Here is a 16,382-nt window from a genome sequence, read left to right on the forward strand (position 1 = left end):
AAGTGCCCGAGCAGGACCGGCGGCGTCAACGCGAGCCGCGCGCCGTCAGCACCACCGCGATCGTCTCGAGGATGATGACGAGGTCGAGGAACAGCGAGTGATTCTTCACGTAGTACAGGTCGTACTCGAGCTTGCGCTTGGCGTCCTCGACCGACTCGCCGTAGTGGTAGCGCACCTGCGCCCAGCCGGTGACGCCGGGCTTCATGCTGTGGCGCACCGCATAGAACGGCACCTGCTGCGTCAGCTGCTCGACGAAGTAGGGCCGCTCGGGGCGCGGGCCCACGAGGCTCATCTCGCCGCGCAGCACGTTGATCAGCTGCGGCAGCTCGTCGATGCGCAGCTTGCGAATCAGCCGCCCGACGCGCGTGACGCGGTCGTCGTTGGCCTTGGCCCAGCGCGGCTTGCCGTCGCCCTCGGCGTCGCTGCGCATGCTGCGGAACTTGATGACCTCGAACGGCTTGCCGTTGTAGCCCACGCGCACCTGGCGGTAGAACACCGGCCCGCGCGACTCGAGCTTGATCGCGATCGCGGTGACGACCATCACCGGCAGCGCCAGCGACAGCAGCACCAGCGCGCACACGACGTCGAACACGCGCTTGACGACGGTGCGCAGCCAGCCCTGGTTGAAGCCTTCGCCGAAGATCAGCGCACCGGCGTGCACGTGGTCGATGCGGATCTGCGCCAGCGACTTCTCGAAGTGCGCCGAGATGTCGAGCACGCGCACGCCCGACAGCTTGCAGTCGAGCAGCTGGCGCAGCGGCATGCTGCCGCCGCGGCGCTCCGACAGCGCGACGACGATCTCGTCGACGCGCAGGTCGCGCGCCAGCTCCGACAGCGGCCGGTCGGACTTCAGGATCTCGTGAGACGACACCGCGATCTCGGTCTCGTTCGGGCCGACGACGAAGCCGACGATCTCGGCGTGCGGGTCCGACTGCGTCAGCGTCTGCGCCACGAGCTGCGCCGCGGGGCCGGCGCCATAGATCAGGATGCGCGTGCGGATCAGCGACTGCGCCTTCGAGTGCGAGAAGAACACGCGCTGGCCGAACACGGCGGCCACCCCGCCCATCGCCGCGAGCTGCATCAGCTCGCGTCCGGGCACCGCCGCCGGCAGCAGCCCGAAGATCAGCCACGCCAGCGGCAGCCCGACGACGATGCCCGCCGTCGCACGCGCGAGCGACTGCAGCAGCGTGCGGTTGTGCGCGTACTCGTAGAAGCCGGTGGCCGAGTTGATCACGAACACGCACGCGGCCAGCACCAGCGCCGCCAGCAGCGGCAGCGCGATGCCCTGGCCGGCATCGCCCAGCGGCCCCAGGCTCAGCGCCAGCACCAGCGCCACGATCAGCCCGAGGTCGATCATCACCTGCAGCAGCGTGCGGCGGTGCAGGTAGTGGTTGAAGATGCGGATCATTGACGGCTTGACTGCGGACGTCGCGGGGCGCCTTGGGGGCTGCCCGGGTGCCCTGGATCACCCCGCGGGGTGTCGGTGCACTTGACACTCGATGCGAGCGGATCGTGCAGGACGGGTCCGCGTGCGTCATCCCCGCGAATGGGTGCCCGCTAGACGAACCGTGCACTGGTACACGATGGTCACACGCCAGTCACGAAGGCATGGTCACAGGCCGTGTGCGCAAGACGGCGTAGCCTTGGGGCGGTGGCGCGGCTCGCTGCCGCGTCGCGTCTGCGGGTATCAGCCGCCGCGCGCCGCCCGCACCTCGGCCGGGCGCAGGTCCGCGGCCACCTTGTCGAGCACGCCGTTGACGTACTTGTGGCCGTCGGTGCCGCCGAAGGTCTTGGCCAGCTCGACCGCCTCGTTGATCGCGACCTTGTACGGCACGTCGAGGCAGTGCCGCAGCTCGTAGGTGCCGATCAGCAGCGCCGCGTGTTCCACCGGGCTGAGCTCGCTCGTCTTGCGGTCGACGTGGCGCGCGAGCTGCGCGTCGAGGTCGGCCGCCTGCTCGATGCAGCCGTGCAGCAGCGCGTCGAAGTGCACGCGGTCGCAGTGCGCGAAGCCGTCCTGCTCGCGCACGTGGGCGTCGATCGCGCCGGCGTCGGCTTTGCCGACGAGCCACTCGTACAGGCCCTGCAGCGCGAACTCGCGCGCGCGCCGGCGCGCGTGGCGCGGGTTGGCGCGGCGGCCGCTGCGCGGCGGCGGCGTGGGGGTGGGCTCGGTGGTCATCGCAGGTCGTCCAGCAGCAGCGCCATCTCGACGGCCACGCGCGCGGCGTCGCGGCCCTTGTCCTCGGCGCGCGCCCAGGCCTGGGCCTCGTCCTCGACGGTGAGGATGGCGTTGGCCACCGGCACGCCGTGGTCGAGCGCGACGCGCGTGACGCCGGCGCCGCTCTCGTTGGCCACGAGCTCGAAGTGGTAGGTCTCGCCGCGGATCACGCAGCCCAGTGCGACGAGCGCGTCGAACTCGTCGCGCTCGGCCAGCGCCTGCAGCGCGACGGGCACCTCGAGCGCGCCGGGCACCTCGACGACGCGCGTGTTGTCGGCCGCCACGCCCAGCGCTGCGAGCTCGGCGCGGCACGCGTCGAGCAGCCGGGTGGTGATCGCGTCGTTGAAGCGCGCGCGCACGATGCCCACGCGCAGCCGCGAGCCGTCGAGCCGCGCGGCGCGGCCCTGGTCGGCGTGCTTCATGCCGCGGCCCGCTGCAGTGCGGCCGCGGGGCCGGCGACGAAGCCGGTCACCTCGAGCCCGTAGCCAGTCATGCTCGGCATGCGGCGCGGGTGGCCCAGCAGCCTCATGCGCACGACGCCCAGCTGGCGCAGGATCTGCGCGCCCACACCGTAGGTGCGCAGGTCCATCTGCCCGCGCGGCGCCGGCGCGGCGCTGGCCGGCAGCGCGCGCGCGAGCAGCGCATCGGCGTCGTCGCCGGCGTTGAGCAGCACGGCGACGCCGCGGCCTTCGGACTGCAGCGCGCGCAGCGCCTCGGGCAGCGGCCACGAGTGCGGGCTGCTGCCGGCGTCGAGCACGTCCATCAGCGACAGCGGCTCGTGCACGCGCACCAGCACCTCGTCGGCGCCGCTCCACTGGCCGATGGCCAGCGCCAGGTGCACGCCACCGGTGCGGTCCTTGAAGACGGTGCAGTCGAACGGCCCCCACGGCGTGACGAGCACGCGGCGGCCCATGCGCTCGATCAGCGACTCGTTGTGGCTGCGAAACGCGATCAGGTCGGCGATGGTGCCGATCTTCAGCCCGTGCTCGCGCGCGAAGACGACGAGGTCGTCCAGCCGCGCCATCGTGCCGTCGTCCTTCATGATCTCGCAGATCACGGCTGCGGGCGTGCAGCCGGCCATCGCCGCGAGGTCGCAGCCGGCCTCGGTGTGCCCGGCGCGCATCAGCACGCCGCCGTCCTGTGCCTGCAGCGGGAACACGTGGCCCGGCTGCACGAGGTCGCTCGGCTTGGCGTCGCGCGCCACCGCGGTCTTGATCGTGTGCGCGCGGTCGGCCGCCGAGATGCCGGTGGTCACGCCCTGCGCGGCCTCGATCGAGACGGTGAACGCGGTGCCGTGCTTGGTGCCGTTGCGCGCGGCCATCGGTGGCAGCTGCAGGCGCTGGCAGTGCTCGCGCGTGAGCGTCAGGCAGATCAGCCCGCGGCCGAAACGGGCCATGAAGTTGATCGCCTCGGGCGTCACGTGGTCGGCGGCCAGCACCAGGTCGCCTTCGTTCTCACGGTCCTCCTCGTCGACGAGGATCACCATGCGGCCGGCGGCCAGCTCGGCCACCAGCTCGGGGATGGGGGAAATCATGGGGTGGATTGTAGGTGGCGGGTGCAAGTCGCCGCCCGAGGCGGTCCGTCAGCCTGCCGGACGGTCACCACCGGCACGGCAGCCGACTCGCGCGAGAGCGAGCCCATGGCTTCGGGTCGGCGAAGGGGCGGCAAGAAGCCGAACAGCCCGATCGGGGTCGGGCTGTCGTCTTGAGTCCCGGCGGCGAACGCGCCGCTGCACCTCAGATCGATTGACGGCGGCGCATGCGTGCGATGGCGAACAGGCCGAGTCCGGCCAGGGCCAGCGTGTTGGGCAGCGGCACGTTCGTGGAGCCTTGCGTCGTGACAGCCAGCACCTTGATTGCATCAACGCCCGTGGTTGCGCCCGATCCTCCGAAGGCGCTGTTGAAGGCGCTGATCAGCCAGTAGCTCGACGACACCTTGCCTGCGTTGACCGCGTAATTCAGATCGGGTGTCGAGATGTTGCCGGCGCCGTTGACCGTCGTCACCAGCGACCAGCCTCCCGTCAGCATCTGGGCAGCCGTCTTGCCGACAATCGAGTCGGTCGAGAACGGTGCGCTTCCGGTGTAAGCCAGCACCTGGAAGTCGCCATCGGTGCCGGACCAGCCGATCGTGACGCTCTTGAGGATTTCGGCGCTGGTGAAGCTCAGCAACATCATGTCGATGGCGCCAACGCTGGTGCTGTTGTCCATCGAATGATTGGGGGATCCCACACTGGTGCCTTCAAGCTGGTTGTAGACACCGAACCCGGAATCAGGGCCCCAATAGTTCAGCGCTGCTGTCTCATAGACGGTCCCAGTGCCCGTCGAGCTGTAGGCACGCACGGTCAAGTCGGTGACCGTCCCGGCCGGTTGCTGAGTGCAGCTGGCCACGTTGCCGTACGAACCGTTGTTGATCGAGCATGAGCCGGGCGAAGTGGCATCACCGAAGCTCCAGGTCTTGGTCTGGGCCATCGCCGGGGCGGCGAACGCAGAGCCGATCACGAGGGCGGCGAAGGCAAGGCGCAAGCTCGGCATGATGGAATCCTTCTGGATCGCGGTGCTCGCCGCAAGAGCGGGCTTTGGCAGCTTCAAGCAATCAGCGGGCCACGGTGAAAAGTCTTTGCCTGACGTGGACTTGCAGTTCGAATCCAGCTCAGGCGTGACGGAGTGTAAGCCGCGCCGACAGATCCAGATACCCCGTGATCCGGTGCCTCGCGCCTTGTCGACGCCGGCCACGCAAGGCGGACGCACTGCCGGCGCCAGTCGCCCGATGCCTCGTCAGCGGCTGCCGCACGGCCCCCGGCCTTGGACGGCGGGCTTCGGGGCTACTTCAGCGTGGCCAACAGTTGCTGGGCTTGCGCGCGGTGCTGGCCACCCGTCCCGGCGGCCAGTGCCGCATTGAGTTCCTCCCGTGCCTCGGCGTCGCGCCCCAGGCTCGCGAGCACGCTGCCGAGGAAGTAGCGCGTGTCGCCGTTGGACGGGTCGCGCAGCCGCGCGTCGCGCAACAGCTGCACCGCGCGGTCGGTCTGCCCGGCCTTGAACGCCGCCCAGCCGACGGTGCCGACGATGTGCGGGGTTCCCGGCGCCAGCGCGAGCGCGCGCTCGGCCATCGGCAGCGCGGCGGGGTCGCTTTGCTGCACGAGGATGTTGGCGAGGTTGTTGACCGCGTCGGCGTCATCGGGCCTGAGCCTCAGCAGCGCCTCGTAGCTGCGGCGGGCGGCGGCGACCTGGCCGGCGTTGAGCTGCGTGTCGGCCAGCGCGCGCCAGACCACGGCGTCGCCCGGGTGACTGGCGAGCCACTGCTCGGCCAAGCGGAGGGCCCCAGCGGTGTCGCGCGGCGCCATCGCGGCGAAGACGCGCATCAGGCTGGCCGAGCTGCGCTCGAGTTCGTGCGACTGTCGATAGGCTGCGAGCGCCGCATCGCGCTGGCCGCGAGCGGCGGCGACGTCGCCGAGCAGCGCGTGCCCCAGCCCCGAGCGCGGCTGGCTCGCCAGGACGCGACGGGCGCGCTGTTCGGCCGCGGCCAGGTTGCCGAGCTGAATGTCGGCTGCGGTGCGCAGTACCAACAACGGGGTGTCGTCCGGCCGCTCGTCGAGCGCCTTGTCCAGGCCGGTGCGCCGCCGCCTGCGGCGCACCGGCCTGCAGTTGCAGCGCCGCGATCTGCCTGAGCAGCGGCACGTTGTAGCCTGCCGAAGTCGCAGCGCGCTGCAGGTGGCTGCGCGCGGCCGCGGCCTCGCCGCGCGCCAGCGCGACCCGGGCGGCGGCCAGTGAGGTCGGTGCCGCCTCGGGCGCCTTGCCGATCGCGCTGGCCACGGCCTCGCGCGCCGCGTCGAGTTGCCGATGCCGCAGGTGAAAGTCGACCAGGGCCAGCGCCGGCGCGGCGCTGCTCGGTCCGGCCACTTCGTCGGCGCGGCTCAGCCAGCGCTGTGCGTCGGCCAACTGGCCGGCGCGCTCGGCCACCTCGGCCAGTGTCATCAGCGTCTGGGTGTTGTTGGCGTCGAGCTTCAGCGCACGGTCGAGGTGTTCGCGCGCGCGCGGCAGCGCGCCGGTGTCGATCTCCAGTCGTGCCAGCTCGAGGTGGGCGGCAACGAGCGACGCGTCGGCGTCGACCGCCGCTTGCAGCGCGCTGCGGGCACCGGCCGAGTCCCCGGCCAGCCGCCGTGCCGAGCCGAGCAGCGCCAGCACGCCGGCGTTGCCGGGGTGTGCCTTGTTCACCGCTTCGGCCACGCGCACTGCCGGCCGGCCTTGGCCGGCGTGCACGTACATCGAGGCCAGCGCGTATCCGGCGGGCAGCGACTTCGGGTCTTTCGCGAAGGCGGCCTCGAACTCTTTGATCGCGTCGCCAAAGCGCGCGCCGCCGACCAGGCTCAGTCCGAGCGCGGTGCGCAGCTGCGGCTGGTCCGTCTGCTTCAGCGCGTCCTGCAGGATCTGCGTTGCGCGGCCATGGCGGCCCTGCGCCATGTGCGCGCTGGCCAGCAGCACCAGGGCTTGTGTGTCGCCGGGGTTGGCGCGCGCGTACTTGCCCAGCACGTCGATCGCGCCGTCGGGGTTGCGATCGGCGATGTAGAGGCTTGCCAGCACCTTGGCGACCGGGCTGCCGGGGTGCGAACGCAGCACGCCTTCCAGATAGGGCCGTGCCTTCTCACGCTGGCCCAGACCGTAGTGCGCCAGGCCGCCGAGCATCTGCGTCTGCGGCCGGTAGCGCAGGAACTGCGACGGCACGCGGTCGACCAGCGCGGTCACCTCGTTGAGTGCGGCACGCGCGTCGGCCGTCCGACCTTGGCGCTCGGCAACGACCGCCTTGAGGAACAACGCGCGCGGGTCACCGGCGCCGGCCTTGTCGACCTCGGCGATGTCGCGTAGCGCGGCGTCGAGGCGGTTCTGGTCGACGTGAATGCCGGCTCGCGCGACGCGCGCGGCGACGTGGCCGGGGTCGAGCTCGATCGCCTTGTCGTAGCTGGCCAGCGCGGCGCGCAGGTCGGGCACCACGTGCAGCGCCTCGCCGCGTGTGTAGTGCGCCTCGGCGAGCCGCGGCGCCAGCGCCACGGCGCGGTCCGCGGCAGCCAGCGCCTCGCGCAGCTGGCGCGAGCGGATGCGGATCGGCACTTCCGCGATCCAGCTTCCGGCGTCGGTGGCATCGATGGCGCGCGCGTCGTCGACCGCCTTCAGCGCCGTGCGCATGTCGGCCATTTCGGCTGCCGCCCCGGCGCGCAGCAGCAGCAGCCGGTACTGCGTCGTTCGCGGCAGCCCGTCGAGCGCGAATCGGTGGTCGTTGAGCACCGCATCGGGCTTGCCCTGGCCGACGAGCGCCTGCGCCAGCGGCACCACGACCTCGGCACGGTTGACACCGAGCCGCAACGCTTCGCTGAACGCCACCTCGGCCTGGACCACGTCGCCGCTGTCGAGCAAGGCGCGCCCGAGCAGCACCTGCACCGGCAGCAAGTTCTTGTCGATCTGCAGCGCGTTCTTCAGCTGGATGATCGCGCCGGCGAGGTCCTTCTTCTCGTAGCGCGCGAGCGCGTCCTCGTAGTAGCGCGACGTGCGCGTGTCGACGGCGGCGTCGGCGAGGGGGGCGCTGGCCACGAGCGCGGCCAAAGCGAGCGCTCGCAGTGCCGGTGTCGGAAATCTTGACTTCACGGCCGTCATCGTAGCCGTCGAGACCCGCGTCGCAGCCCGGAAGATCCCGGCGGCGCCGGCCGGCGTGCCAAACTGCCTGCGCCTGCCCCGCGAATCGGGGGGTGTCTTCACGCCGGGCGCAGCATCCGCTCGACGTAGCGCGCGATCAGGTCGACTTCCAGGTTCACGCGCGCGCCGGGCGCCAGCGTGCCGAGCGTCGTGTGGGCGACCGTGTGCGGGATCAGGTTGATGCTGAACTCGCAGCCGTCGGGCCGGTCGTCGACGCGGTTGACGGTCAGGCTCACGCCGTTGACGGTGATCGAGCCCTTGTAGGCGACGAAGCGCGCCAGCTCCTTCGGCGCCAGCACGCGCAGCTCCCAAGACTCGCCCACGGGGGCGAAGTGCGTGACGGTGCCGATGCCGTCGACGTGGCCGCTGACCAGGTGGCCGCCCAACCGGTCGTTCGCGCGCAGCGCCTTCTCGAGGTTGACCGGGCCGGTCTGCGCGAGCCCGGCGGTGCACGCCAGGCTCTCGGCCGAGACGTCGACGGTGAAGCGCGAGGCCGCCGTGTCGAGCGACGTGACCGTCATGCACGCGCCGTTGAGCGCGATGCTGTCGCCCAGAGCGACGTCGGCGAGGTAGCCGGCCGGCGTCTCGACCGTGAGCCGGCGACCGTGCTCGCGCTCGGTGCCCAGCGGGGCGGAGTCGACGATGCGGCCGACGGCGGTGACGATGCCGGTGAACATGCCGGCATTGTGGCAGGGCGGCGGCGCGTGGCCGCGGCCGAGTCTTCAGGGACGGCGGCGCCGGAACGCGGCGACACCACACAAGCCAAGGCCCAGCAGGGCCAGCGAGGCGGGCTCCGGAACGCCGTTCGTGGGCTGCTTCAAGTAGCCGGCGATGAGATCGTCGAAGCCGATGATGTCGAATTCGTCAGCCCCATTCGCGTTCTGAGTGATCGTGAACTCGACCCTATTGAATCCGTCCGCATTGGTGAAGCCGAAGAACAAGAGGGAGCCGTTCGGCCCGGTTGCTGATCCATCGAATTGTTGTTCACCTTGAGACTGCTCATTGAGGAACCACTCGACCAACAGCGACCCGTCGAAGTCGCCGAGGTCGGTCGCGAAGAAGGCGAACGCTTCGACGGCCTCTTTGAACGTGATCGTGAAGCTGCCCGATGACTGCCACCAGGCCTTGGTCTTGCCATTGGGCGTCGTGTTGAATCGGCCTGGAAATGATCCGTCGTCGCCGGTAAGCGCGTTCTCAATGCGCCCGGAACTGTCTGCGGGACTGGCGGGACTCGAGAAACCCAGCGAAGCGCGACCTCCAAACAGGGTCAACGGCGCGAGGTCATCTTTGTTGAAGGACTCGAAGCCCTCCTCCCAAGGAGTTTGGGCGGGATCAAGGGCGGACAAGAAATCGTTGCGAGCCGTCACCGACGCGCCCGTATCCGGCACCGTCCCATTCGCGTCGGCATCGCTGCCCACATACGTCGACGTCGCCGCGTGCGCCGAAAGCCCGAGGGCGACGAGAAGGACGGCGCCGATCGTGCTGGCGATGCGTGACGGGATGCTGTTGTTCATGGCTGCCTTGAATTGCGGGTTCGCAGTACGCGGTAAGCGTGGGTAGCAAAGTTCAAGCCAAAGAAGACCGCCTCATGAATCAACAACTTGGGGATGGACGCCCGTTCGCGTGTCAAATGTGGCGACACCGGCGGCCGCCGTCGATTCGGTCGGGACCGTGTCTGACCCAGACCGTGAGCTGCGTCGTCGGCAGTTCCGTCAACGCGCTTCACCCGGGTCAGCGAGGCCCGAGCGCCCCGGCCTGCGGGCGTGCGCGCACGCGCAGGTCGCTGCCGCACGGCTGGATGTCGACGTACTGCAGCCGCGTGCACTGGGCCAGGTCTTCGCGGGCGGGCAGTTGCGCGAACTCGCGCCCTGGCCCGAGCACGCACGGGGCCAGGTAGACGAGCCATTCGTCGACGAGGTCGGCGTCGAGCAGCGCGCCGTTGAGCCGTGCGCCGGCTTCCACGTGCACTTCGTTGACGCCGCGCTCGCCGAGCAGTGCGAGAAGGGTGGGCAGGTCCACCCCTCCTAGTGCGTTCGGCAGCGTCACCACCTCCGCGCCGCGGTTGCGCAGCGCGGCTTCCTGCTGCGGTGACGGTCTCGCAGCCGCGATGAGCACAGAGCCTGGCGGTGCGAGCAGGCGTGCCGTCGTTGGCAGGCGCAGGCTCGAATCGACCACCACCCGCAGCGGCTGCAGCGTGGTCGCAACCAGCCGCACGTCGAGCCGCGGGTCGTCGGCGAGCACGGTGCCGATGCCGGTGAGCACGGCACCGGCGCGCCTGCGCCACGCGTGGCCGTCGGTGCGTGCCGCCTCGCCGGTGATCCACTGGCTGGCGCCGTTGAGCAGCGCGGTGCGCCCGTCGAGCGACATGGCGACCTTCACGCGCACCCACGGCCGCCCGCGCTCCATGCGCGAGAAGAAGCCGATGTTCAGCTCGCGCGACGCGGTCGCGAGCTCGTCGTCGGCCATGTCCACCGCGATACCCGCCGCGCGCAGGCGGGCGATGCCCTGGCCGGCGACCTGGGGGTTCGGGTCGCCGACGGCCACGACGACGCGGCCGACACCCGCCTCGACCAGCGCGTCGCAGCACGGCGACGTGCGGCCGAAGTGGGCGCAGGGCTCGAGCGTCACGTAGACGGTGCTGCCGCGCAGGTCGCGCCCGGCCGCACGCGCGGCGCGCAGCGCCATCACCTCGGCGTGCGCCTGGCCGGCGGCCTGCGTGAAGCCCTCGGCCTGCCAGCCGTCGCCGACGATCACGCAGCCCACGCGCGGGTTCGGGTCGCTCAGGCCGATGCTTTGGTGCGCGAGCGCGAGCGCGCGCTGCAGGTGTTGCCGGTCGGCGTCGCTGAGCATGCGCGCAGTCTACGGGCGGGGCGGCGCTCGCCGCCGAGGCTCAGTTCGGCGGCTGGTGGTGCCAGGTGCGCCCGTTGACGAACTCGGTGGCCGGGTCGTCGTCGGGGCAGTCGAAGGCGAGCGTGCCGTCGCCGGCGCGGATCACGAGGAAGTTCTGGTTGGCCAGCGGCACCGTGACGTCGGTGTAGTCCAGCGGGTGCTGGTCGTTGGGCAGCGTCTCGTGCGAGCGCTGCGTGGTGTAGCGGCACACGCGGTAGCGCGCTGCGCTGGCGTCGTCGCGGTCGACGGCCAAGGGCAGCCCCATCAGCTGCGACCGGCCCGACCAGCGCAGCGCGCCGTCGCCTTCGGTGGCCACCGGCACCGCGCACAGGTAGCGCAGGTCGGTCGTGCGGCGCTGCACGAAGCAGGTGACGGTTCGCGCCGACGGTGCGGTGCGCTGCAGCGTGACGCCTACAACCGGGTCGACCGGACTCGGCGGCGCTTCGGCGTCCGCCGCGGTGGGGGCGGTGGACGTCGTCGCATAGCGCACATGGCCCGTGAGCAGCAGTGCGTCGACGGCGGCGCAGACGCTGGCGGGACTGCACACCGTCGTGATCGCGCCGGTCAGGTCGTTGAAGACGAGGGCCACCGTGCCGCCGCCGGGCTGTTCGAACTGCAGGCGGCTGCGGCCGCCTTCGATCGGCACCGCATCGAGCGGGATGGCCGGGTGGCGGCCGGCGGGCAGCCGCCCCGGGTTGCCGGCGCCGCGCACGCTCAGCGTGCCGGCCAGCTCGGGCGGCACCGCGGCGATCGCGGTGGCCAGGCGCACGCGCTGCGGCTCGTCGTTGCGGTCGCGCCAGTCGACGTCGACGACGACGGTCTTCGCGTTGAGCGGCGCGTCGTCGAGCACGAAGCGCTCGACGGTGTAGGTGGCGTTGAGCCCTTCGACGGTGTCGCTCGGCTGCGTCGCGACGGCGTCGTACGTGACGAACTCGGGGTGGTCGGGGTCGGCATGCATCGCCGTGAAGGCGCGCCACGACTCGATGGCTTCCTGGGCGATGCGCGTGGCTTCGGCGCGCTGGCGCGCGATGTCGCCGTTGGCGCGCAGCGCGCTTTGCACGCCGACATAGGCCACCAGGCCGAAGGCCATCACCGCCAGCGCGACGAGCGCTTCGACGAGCGAGATGCCGAGCTGGCGCTGCCGTGCCATCGTCAGAAGTCCTTCCAGCTGCCGGGCACGCGCACGAACGAGCCGTGCGTCGTGCGCAGCCGCGCGAGCGCCGCGCCGTCGTAGGCGACCACCGTGCGACCGGTGCCGGTGAGCGTCCAGTCGCCTTCGGCGACGAGGCCGCCGACGACGACGAGGCGCCCGTCGCCGTCCCAAGCCGAGCCGCCGCCGGCGTTGACGAAGTGCGCCAGACCATGCAGCCGCACGTCGCTGCCGGCGCGCACGACGACGTCGCCGTTGAAGACCAGCAGCGCCGGCTCGCCCGCCGCGCCGATCGCGCCGCTGGTGTCGAGGTCGGCGGTGCCGTCGATCCACAGCAGGCGCCCGGGATTCAGCCGCACGGCATCGGCCAGCATCGCGCGGCCGCAGCCGCTGGCGCAGTCCAGGCGCAGGGCCGCGGGCTGCTCGCGGTACGTCGAGCGGAACATGCCGAATACCGAGACGAACATGCGCTCGGGCGTCAGCGCCGCCATCGCGGCGTCGCCGAGCAGCTGGGTGCGCTCGGGCGGTGTGCCCGCCGGCCCGGCGACCGCCGCGGGGGCCTCGTCGATGCCGACGCCGACGTGCAGCGTGAGGCCGCCCGACGCCGCGTCGGCGTTGTACGCCTCGAGCGCGGACGCGCCGCCGATCGTGCGTCGCACCGTGACGGCGGCTGCCGGGGGGGTGACGAGCGCGCTCTTCAACGCGACGAGGGTCGAGACGGTCGCGCGGCTTTCGCCACCGACCGCCTGCGCCGGAAAGGCCAGGCACGCATCGTCGAGGCGGGTGCAGCCGTTGGCCTCGATGCGAACGACGCCGGGGCGGCTCGGCACGTTGACGAAGCGCACGCGAAACGCCGGGGCCGCGTCGGCGCCGGTGGGGGGTGTCAGATCGACCGGGCCGTCGAGCGGGCAGCTGCAGCGCCACGACGGCGGGTCGATGTCGGCTTCGAACACGCAGCCGGCCGTGAGCACGCCGCCGTCGGACCTCGTGCGCACCGTGATCGCGCTGGTGGCGGCGTCGATCGCGAGGTAGCGCTGGCGAAAGCTCGTGGGCAGCGCGGCGGCGCTGGCGTCGTCGTGCGGGCGGCAGAACTCGTCGATGCGCCCGCTGTTGAGCTGCCCGATGGCCCACTCGATGCCGGCCTCGGCGGCCTCGATGGCCTGCGTCGAGCGGTACTGGTTGGCCGCGGTGCGCTGCTCGAAGACGAGGTTGCGCGCGGTGTAGGCCGCCGTCAGCGCGACGACGAACAGCAGCGCCATCACGACGACGAGCGTCGCTGCGCCGCGCTGGCGGGCGGCGCTGGGGCGCGCAGTGGGGATGGAAGCGGCGTGGCGCATGGGGTCAGCCGGGGCAGGCCTGGTTGGCGACGCCGGTGCGGAACTCGACGAGGTCGTTGCGCGGCCGCACGACGGTGGTGAGGCGGCGCTCGACGAGGGGGTCGCGCACCGAGCGCGCGACGATGTCGACGACGAACTCGCGCACCGTCAGCGTCGGCCAGCAGTCGGTGCTGCCGTCGGCGCACAGGCGCGCACACGCGATCGGCAGCGCCGCACCGTGGCGCGGCGTCACGGAAAACGTCGTGACGTCGAGCACGAGGCTGTCGGTCAAGTCCTGCCAGCCGCCACCGGCCAGCAGCGTCTGCACGACGCCGCGCGCCGCGCTGCCGCTGCCGACGGTGGCGAGCCGGAACCCGAACGGGCCCTCCTCGCCGGGGCGCCGCATGTAGCGGAACTGGGCTTCTGTCGCTGCCTCCTCGTCGGGAGTGACGGCGGCGAACGGGTTGTTCTCGTTGGGGCCGGCGGCGGTCCACACCAGGCGTTCCGACAGTGTCCAGTGACCGGCACGGCGCAGCTCGCGCGTGATGATCTCGGCGGCGGCGCGCAGGTCCTGTTGCAGCTGGGTCTCGAGCAGCAGGCGGCGGTTGTCGTTGAGCTGCGTGACCACCAGCATCGCGGCGGCGGCGACGATGAACAGGCCCACCGCGATGCCCACCATCAGCTCGACGAGCGTGAGACCGCGCTGACGCGCCGGCCCGGGCGCCGCAGTGCGATGCCGACGGGTGTGCATCACGTGCATGGCGGCTCCGACAGCGTGGACCCGGGCGGGCTGCATACCGAGGTGCGCCCGGCGCGATTGACGATGGTGCGCAGCACGCGGCTCGAATCGATCGACGCATCGACCATGAAGCGGTTGACCGGCTGCGAGAAGTCATCCGTCGGGATGCGCGCGATCGAGTTGGTGATGTGGTCGAACGCGAATGCGGTGTCCGACTGCGCGGGCGTCACGCGCACCGAGAGCTTGGCCGGCACCTGCACGGTCTTGATCTCGGTGGCGTTGGTCCCGCAGGCGGCGCCGGCACCCAGCAGGCAGTTGCAGCGCACGCTGTTGACGTTGTTGACGGTGGTGTACAGCGTGTAGCAGGTCACGCTGCTGTTCGAGCGGAACGCCACGCGCACCCAGGTTCGCCGCGCGATGGCCTCGCTGCGGGCGAACTGCAGGTCGGTGACCAGCTGGGCGTTGATGCTCTTCAGGCGCTGGGTGAGGATGAAATCGCGCAGCGACGGCGCCGCCAGCACCACGATGACACCGAGCACGGCCAGGACGACCATCAGTTCGACCAGCGTGAACCCGCGCGGCGACTTCATCACCGCGCCCAGCAGCGGTTGCCCGCCGACTCGTCGAAGTCGCCGCTGGCACCCGCCGACCCGTAGAAGATGTTGCCGCCGGCCACGCGCACGCGCAGGCGCTGACAGCTGCCGTCACCGGCTTGCGTCGTGCCTTCGTTGGCCGTCGCGGTGACGGTGTAGCCGGTGGCCGTCGCATCGGAGATCGCCAGCGTGTAGTAGCCCTTGGCGCTGGTGCCCGGCAGGCCGAGGCCGGGCGGGTCGTCGGTGGCCGCCGCGGTGAGCGACGACGCGTACGCGGCGCGGTTGCTGCGCCAGCGCTCCTGCGCCTGCTGCACCGCGGACAGCGCGGCGAAGGCGTCGGTGCGGCGGCTCTTGCGCACCGAGTCGACGAACGACGGCAGCGCCACCGCGGCCAGGATGCCGACCACGACGACGGCGATCAGCAGCTCGACCAGCGTGAAGCCTGCCTGCCGGTGCCTTCTTCCCAACGACCCGGATACTTGCCGTGACATCGGTCACACCTTAGCAGGAAGCCGCCGGCGGGGCAGCGGGACGCGGCTGCCGTTCGTCCCCTGCGGTCGACCGCTCGTCGGCAGGCGCTTGGCGGCGCGTGGCGATGTTCAGCAGGCGCGGTAGCCCGGCACGGCGCCGTCGGGCGAGCACGAGCGCACGCGGCCCATGATGTTGACGGTGTGCTTCAGCGCGCGGCCGTTGGCGGTGGCCACGGTGACGGTGCCGGTGGGCGTCACGGTGCCGCGCACCGGGTCGAAGACCATCGACGCGACGTTGGCGGTCAGCCGCGCCTCGCGCGCCGCGTCGAGCCGCACCGTGCGCAGCGGCTCGGCGCCCGCGCCGCACACCGGTGCGCCGTTGGCGCCGCAGTGGCAGGCGCTGGCCGCGCCGGTGTGCAGCACGTAGCAGCTCGCCGCGGCGTCGCTGGCGAAACTGATGCGCACCGTCTGCTGGCGTGCGACCGCGACGCTGCGCGCGTGGTGCACGTCGGTCTCGAACTGCAGCGCGATGCCTTCGAGGTGCTGGCGCTGGCGCATCTGGTCGAACGACGGCACCGCGATGCCGACGACGACGGCGGCGACGGCGAGCACGGTCGTCGATTCGACCAGCGTGATGCCGCGCTGGCGGCGGGCGGTGGGGTGCGGTGCGGTGTGCATGGCGGGCGGCGGGTGACGCGTGGACGATGGCGTCACTGTAGGAACCGGCCGCGCCCGGCGCGTCCCGCGCCGGTGGGAGGCGCGGGGGGAACGAGGAGGGCGTCAGAACGGGGGGACGGCACGCCGCAGTGCGGCGCAGCGCCAGCGCACGCGCCGTGCCGTTGGCCTGCCGGTGGGCGCGCGCGGCAGCGGGCGCCGGGACCGCGTCAGATGTCGCGGATCAGCTGGCGGAACTCGTCGACGTCCTCGAAGCTGCGATAGACGCTGGCGAAGCGCACGTAGGCCACCTTGTCGATGCGCTTGAGCTCGCGCATCACGAGTTCGCCCAGGCGGCTGGAGGGCACCTCGCGCGCGCCGCTGGCGAGCAGTCGGTCCTGGATGCGCTCGAGCGCGGCGTCGATCTGCTCGGTGCTCACCGGGCGCTTGCGCAGCGCGAGCTGCATCGACGCACGCAGCTTGGCCGGGTCGAAGTCGACGCGCGAGCCGTCTTTCTTGACGACGGTGGGCAGCGCGAGCTCGGGCCGCTCGTAGGTCGTGAAGCGCTTGTCGCACTTCAGGCAGCGCCGGCGCCGGCGCGTGACGCCACCCTCGTCGGTGTCGCGCGTCTCGACGACCTGCGTCTCCTCGTGGCCGCAGAAGGGGCAGCGCATG

The 16,382-nt window shown here is 71.7% G+C and carries 16 protein-coding genes and 1 pseudogene; all 17 read right to left on the minus strand.

The genetic code is table 11. The features are described 5' to 3' along the window. Nucleotides 1-25 precede the first annotated feature (25 nt). Nucleotides 26-1,408, minus strand: coding sequence for a TIGR03013 family XrtA/PEP-CTERM system glycosyltransferase (locus MOJ79_RS07965; protein WP_241923671.1), 1,383 nt, complete (start codon nt 1,406-1,408; stop codon nt 26-28). A gap of 279 nt (nt 1,409-1,687) precedes the next feature. Further along, nucleotides 1,688-2,176: a transcription antitermination factor NusB gene (nusB, locus tag MOJ79_RS07970; protein WP_241923672.1), complete on the minus strand. Its 489-nt coding sequence runs from the start codon at nt 2,174-2,176 to the stop codon at nt 1,688-1,690. After that, nucleotides 2,173-2,637 (minus strand): 6,7-dimethyl-8-ribityllumazine synthase, encoded by a 465-nt coding sequence (gene ribH / locus MOJ79_RS07975; protein ID WP_241923673.1) that lies wholly within the window; start codon nt 2,635-2,637, stop codon nt 2,173-2,175. Before ribH ends, nusB begins: the two co-directional genes overlap by 4 nt. After that, nucleotides 2,634-3,749: a bifunctional 3,4-dihydroxy-2-butanone-4-phosphate synthase/GTP cyclohydrolase II gene (ribBA, locus tag MOJ79_RS07980; protein WP_241923674.1), complete on the minus strand. Its 1,116-nt coding sequence runs from the start codon at nt 3,747-3,749 to the stop codon at nt 2,634-2,636. Before ribBA ends, ribH begins: the two co-directional genes overlap by 4 nt. Before the next feature lie 202 nt (nt 3,750-3,951). Beyond that, nucleotides 3,952-4,803, minus strand: a complete 852-nt coding sequence (gene xdp1, locus MOJ79_RS07985; RefSeq protein WP_241923675.1) for an exosortase-dependent surface protein XDP1 — start codon at nt 4,801-4,803, stop codon at nt 3,952-3,954. 233 nt (nt 4,804-5,036) lie between these two features. Then, nucleotides 5,037-5,573, minus strand: coding sequence for a tetratricopeptide repeat protein (locus MOJ79_RS19160; RefSeq protein ID WP_442863102.1), 537 nt, complete (start codon nt 5,571-5,573; stop codon nt 5,037-5,039). A 580-nt stretch (nt 5,574-6,153) separates the two neighbouring features. Continuing rightward, nucleotides 6,154-7,857: pseudogene (locus tag MOJ79_RS07995) on the minus strand (tetratricopeptide repeat protein); the annotation flags it as partial. A 98-nt stretch (nt 7,858-7,955) separates the two neighbouring features. Further along, nucleotides 7,956-8,573 (minus strand): riboflavin synthase, encoded by a 618-nt coding sequence (locus MOJ79_RS08000; RefSeq protein WP_241923677.1) that lies wholly within the window; start codon nt 8,571-8,573, stop codon nt 7,956-7,958. A 45-nt stretch (nt 8,574-8,618) separates the two neighbouring features. Beyond that, on the minus strand, nt 8,619-9,410 hold the full coding sequence (locus MOJ79_RS08005) for a PEP-CTERM sorting domain-containing protein (protein ID WP_241923678.1): 792 nt from the start codon (nt 9,408-9,410) through the stop codon (nt 8,619-8,621). Between the two features lie 217 nt (nt 9,411-9,627). After that, on the minus strand, nt 9,628-10,746 hold the full coding sequence (ribD, locus tag MOJ79_RS08010; protein WP_241923679.1) for a bifunctional diaminohydroxyphosphoribosylaminopyrimidine deaminase/5-amino-6-(5-phosphoribosylamino)uracil reductase RibD: 1,119 nt from the start codon (nt 10,744-10,746) through the stop codon (nt 9,628-9,630). Nucleotides 10,747-10,786: 40 nt separating this feature from the next. Beyond that, nucleotides 10,787-11,935 (minus strand): type IV pilus modification PilV family protein, encoded by a 1,149-nt coding sequence (locus MOJ79_RS08015; protein WP_241923680.1) that lies wholly within the window; start codon nt 11,933-11,935, stop codon nt 10,787-10,789. Between the two features lie 2 nt (nt 11,936-11,937). Beyond that, nucleotides 11,938-13,272, minus strand: a complete 1,335-nt coding sequence (locus tag MOJ79_RS08020; protein ID WP_241923681.1) for a pilus assembly PilX family protein — start codon at nt 13,270-13,272, stop codon at nt 11,938-11,940. Nucleotides 13,273-13,276: 4 nt separating this feature from the next. Next, nucleotides 13,277-14,011 (minus strand): PilW family protein, encoded by a 735-nt coding sequence (locus MOJ79_RS08025; RefSeq protein WP_241923682.1) that lies wholly within the window; start codon nt 14,009-14,011, stop codon nt 13,277-13,279. Continuing rightward, nucleotides 14,002-14,580: a GspH/FimT family pseudopilin gene (locus MOJ79_RS08030; protein WP_241923683.1), complete on the minus strand. Its 579-nt coding sequence runs from the start codon at nt 14,578-14,580 to the stop codon at nt 14,002-14,004. Before MOJ79_RS08030 ends, MOJ79_RS08025 begins: the two co-directional genes overlap by 10 nt. Then, a complete protein-coding gene (locus MOJ79_RS08035) occupies nt 14,580-15,050 on the minus strand; it encodes a type IV pilin protein (RefSeq protein WP_241923684.1) in 471 nt (156 codons plus the stop codon). The genes MOJ79_RS08030 and MOJ79_RS08035 overlap by 1 nt, the downstream gene beginning before the upstream one ends. 132 nt (nt 15,051-15,182) lie before the next feature. Next, nucleotides 15,183-15,731: a pilus assembly FimT family protein gene (locus MOJ79_RS08040; protein WP_241923685.1), complete on the minus strand. Its 549-nt coding sequence runs from the start codon at nt 15,729-15,731 to the stop codon at nt 15,183-15,185. 206 nt (nt 15,732-15,937) lie between these two features. Continuing rightward, nucleotides 15,938-16,381 carry a transcriptional regulator NrdR gene (nrdR, locus tag MOJ79_RS08045; RefSeq protein ID WP_119291230.1) on the minus strand — a complete coding sequence of 148 codons (444 nt, stop codon included), beginning with the start codon at nt 16,379-16,381 and terminating at the stop codon, nt 15,938-15,940. Nucleotide 16,382: the final 1 nt, after the last annotated feature.

It is taken from the genome of Calidifontimicrobium sp. SYSU G02091 (genome assembly GCF_022631395.1).
GTDB lineage: Bacteria > Pseudomonadota > Gammaproteobacteria > Burkholderiales > Burkholderiaceae_C > Calidifontimicrobium > Calidifontimicrobium sediminis.

What these genes read in the sequence shown, in the direction of transcription:
- MOJ79_RS07965 (WP_241923671.1), bottom strand. Translation starts at nt 1,408, where the DNA reads ATGATCCGCATCTTCAACCACTACCTGCACCGCCGCACGCTGCTGCAG.
- nusB (WP_241923672.1), bottom strand. Translation starts at nt 2,176, where the DNA reads ATGACCACCGAGCCCACCCCCACGCCGCCGCCGCGCAGCGGCCGCCGC.
- ribH (WP_241923673.1), bottom strand. Translation starts at nt 2,637, where the DNA reads ATGAAGCACGCCGACCAGGGCCGCGCCGCGCGGCTCGACGGCTCGCGG.
- ribBA (WP_241923674.1), bottom strand. Translation starts at nt 3,749, where the DNA reads ATGATTTCCCCCATCCCCGAGCTGGTGGCCGAGCTGGCCGCCGGCCGC.
- MOJ79_RS19160 (WP_442863102.1), bottom strand. Translation starts at nt 5,573, where the DNA reads ATGCGCGTCTTCGCCGCGATGGCGCCGCGCGACACCGCTGGGGCCCTC.
- MOJ79_RS08000 (WP_241923677.1), bottom strand. Translation starts at nt 8,573, where the DNA reads ATGTTCACCGGCATCGTCACCGCCGTCGGCCGCATCGTCGACTCCGCC.
- MOJ79_RS08005 (WP_241923678.1), bottom strand. Translation starts at nt 9,410, where the DNA reads ATGAACAACAGCATCCCGTCACGCATCGCCAGCACGATCGGCGCCGTC.
- ribD (WP_241923679.1), bottom strand. Translation starts at nt 10,746, where the DNA reads ATGCTCAGCGACGCCGACCGGCAACACCTGCAGCGCGCGCTCGCGCTC.
- MOJ79_RS08015 (WP_241923680.1), bottom strand. Translation starts at nt 11,935, where the DNA reads ATGGCACGGCAGCGCCAGCTCGGCATCTCGCTCGTCGAAGCGCTCGTC.
- MOJ79_RS08020 (WP_241923681.1), bottom strand. Translation starts at nt 13,272, where the DNA reads ATGCGCCACGCCGCTTCCATCCCCACTGCGCGCCCCAGCGCCGCCCGC.
- MOJ79_RS08025 (WP_241923682.1), bottom strand. Translation starts at nt 14,011, where the DNA reads ATGCACGTGATGCACACCCGTCGGCATCGCACTGCGGCGCCCGGGCCG.
- MOJ79_RS08030 (WP_241923683.1), bottom strand. Translation starts at nt 14,580, where the DNA reads ATGAAGTCGCCGCGCGGGTTCACGCTGGTCGAACTGATGGTCGTCCTG.
- MOJ79_RS08040 (WP_241923685.1), bottom strand. Translation starts at nt 15,731, where the DNA reads ATGCACACCGCACCGCACCCCACCGCCCGCCGCCAGCGCGGCATCACG.
- nrdR (WP_119291230.1), bottom strand. Translation starts at nt 16,381, where the DNA reads ATGCGCTGCCCCTTCTGCGGCCACGAGGAGACGCAGGTCGTCGAGACG.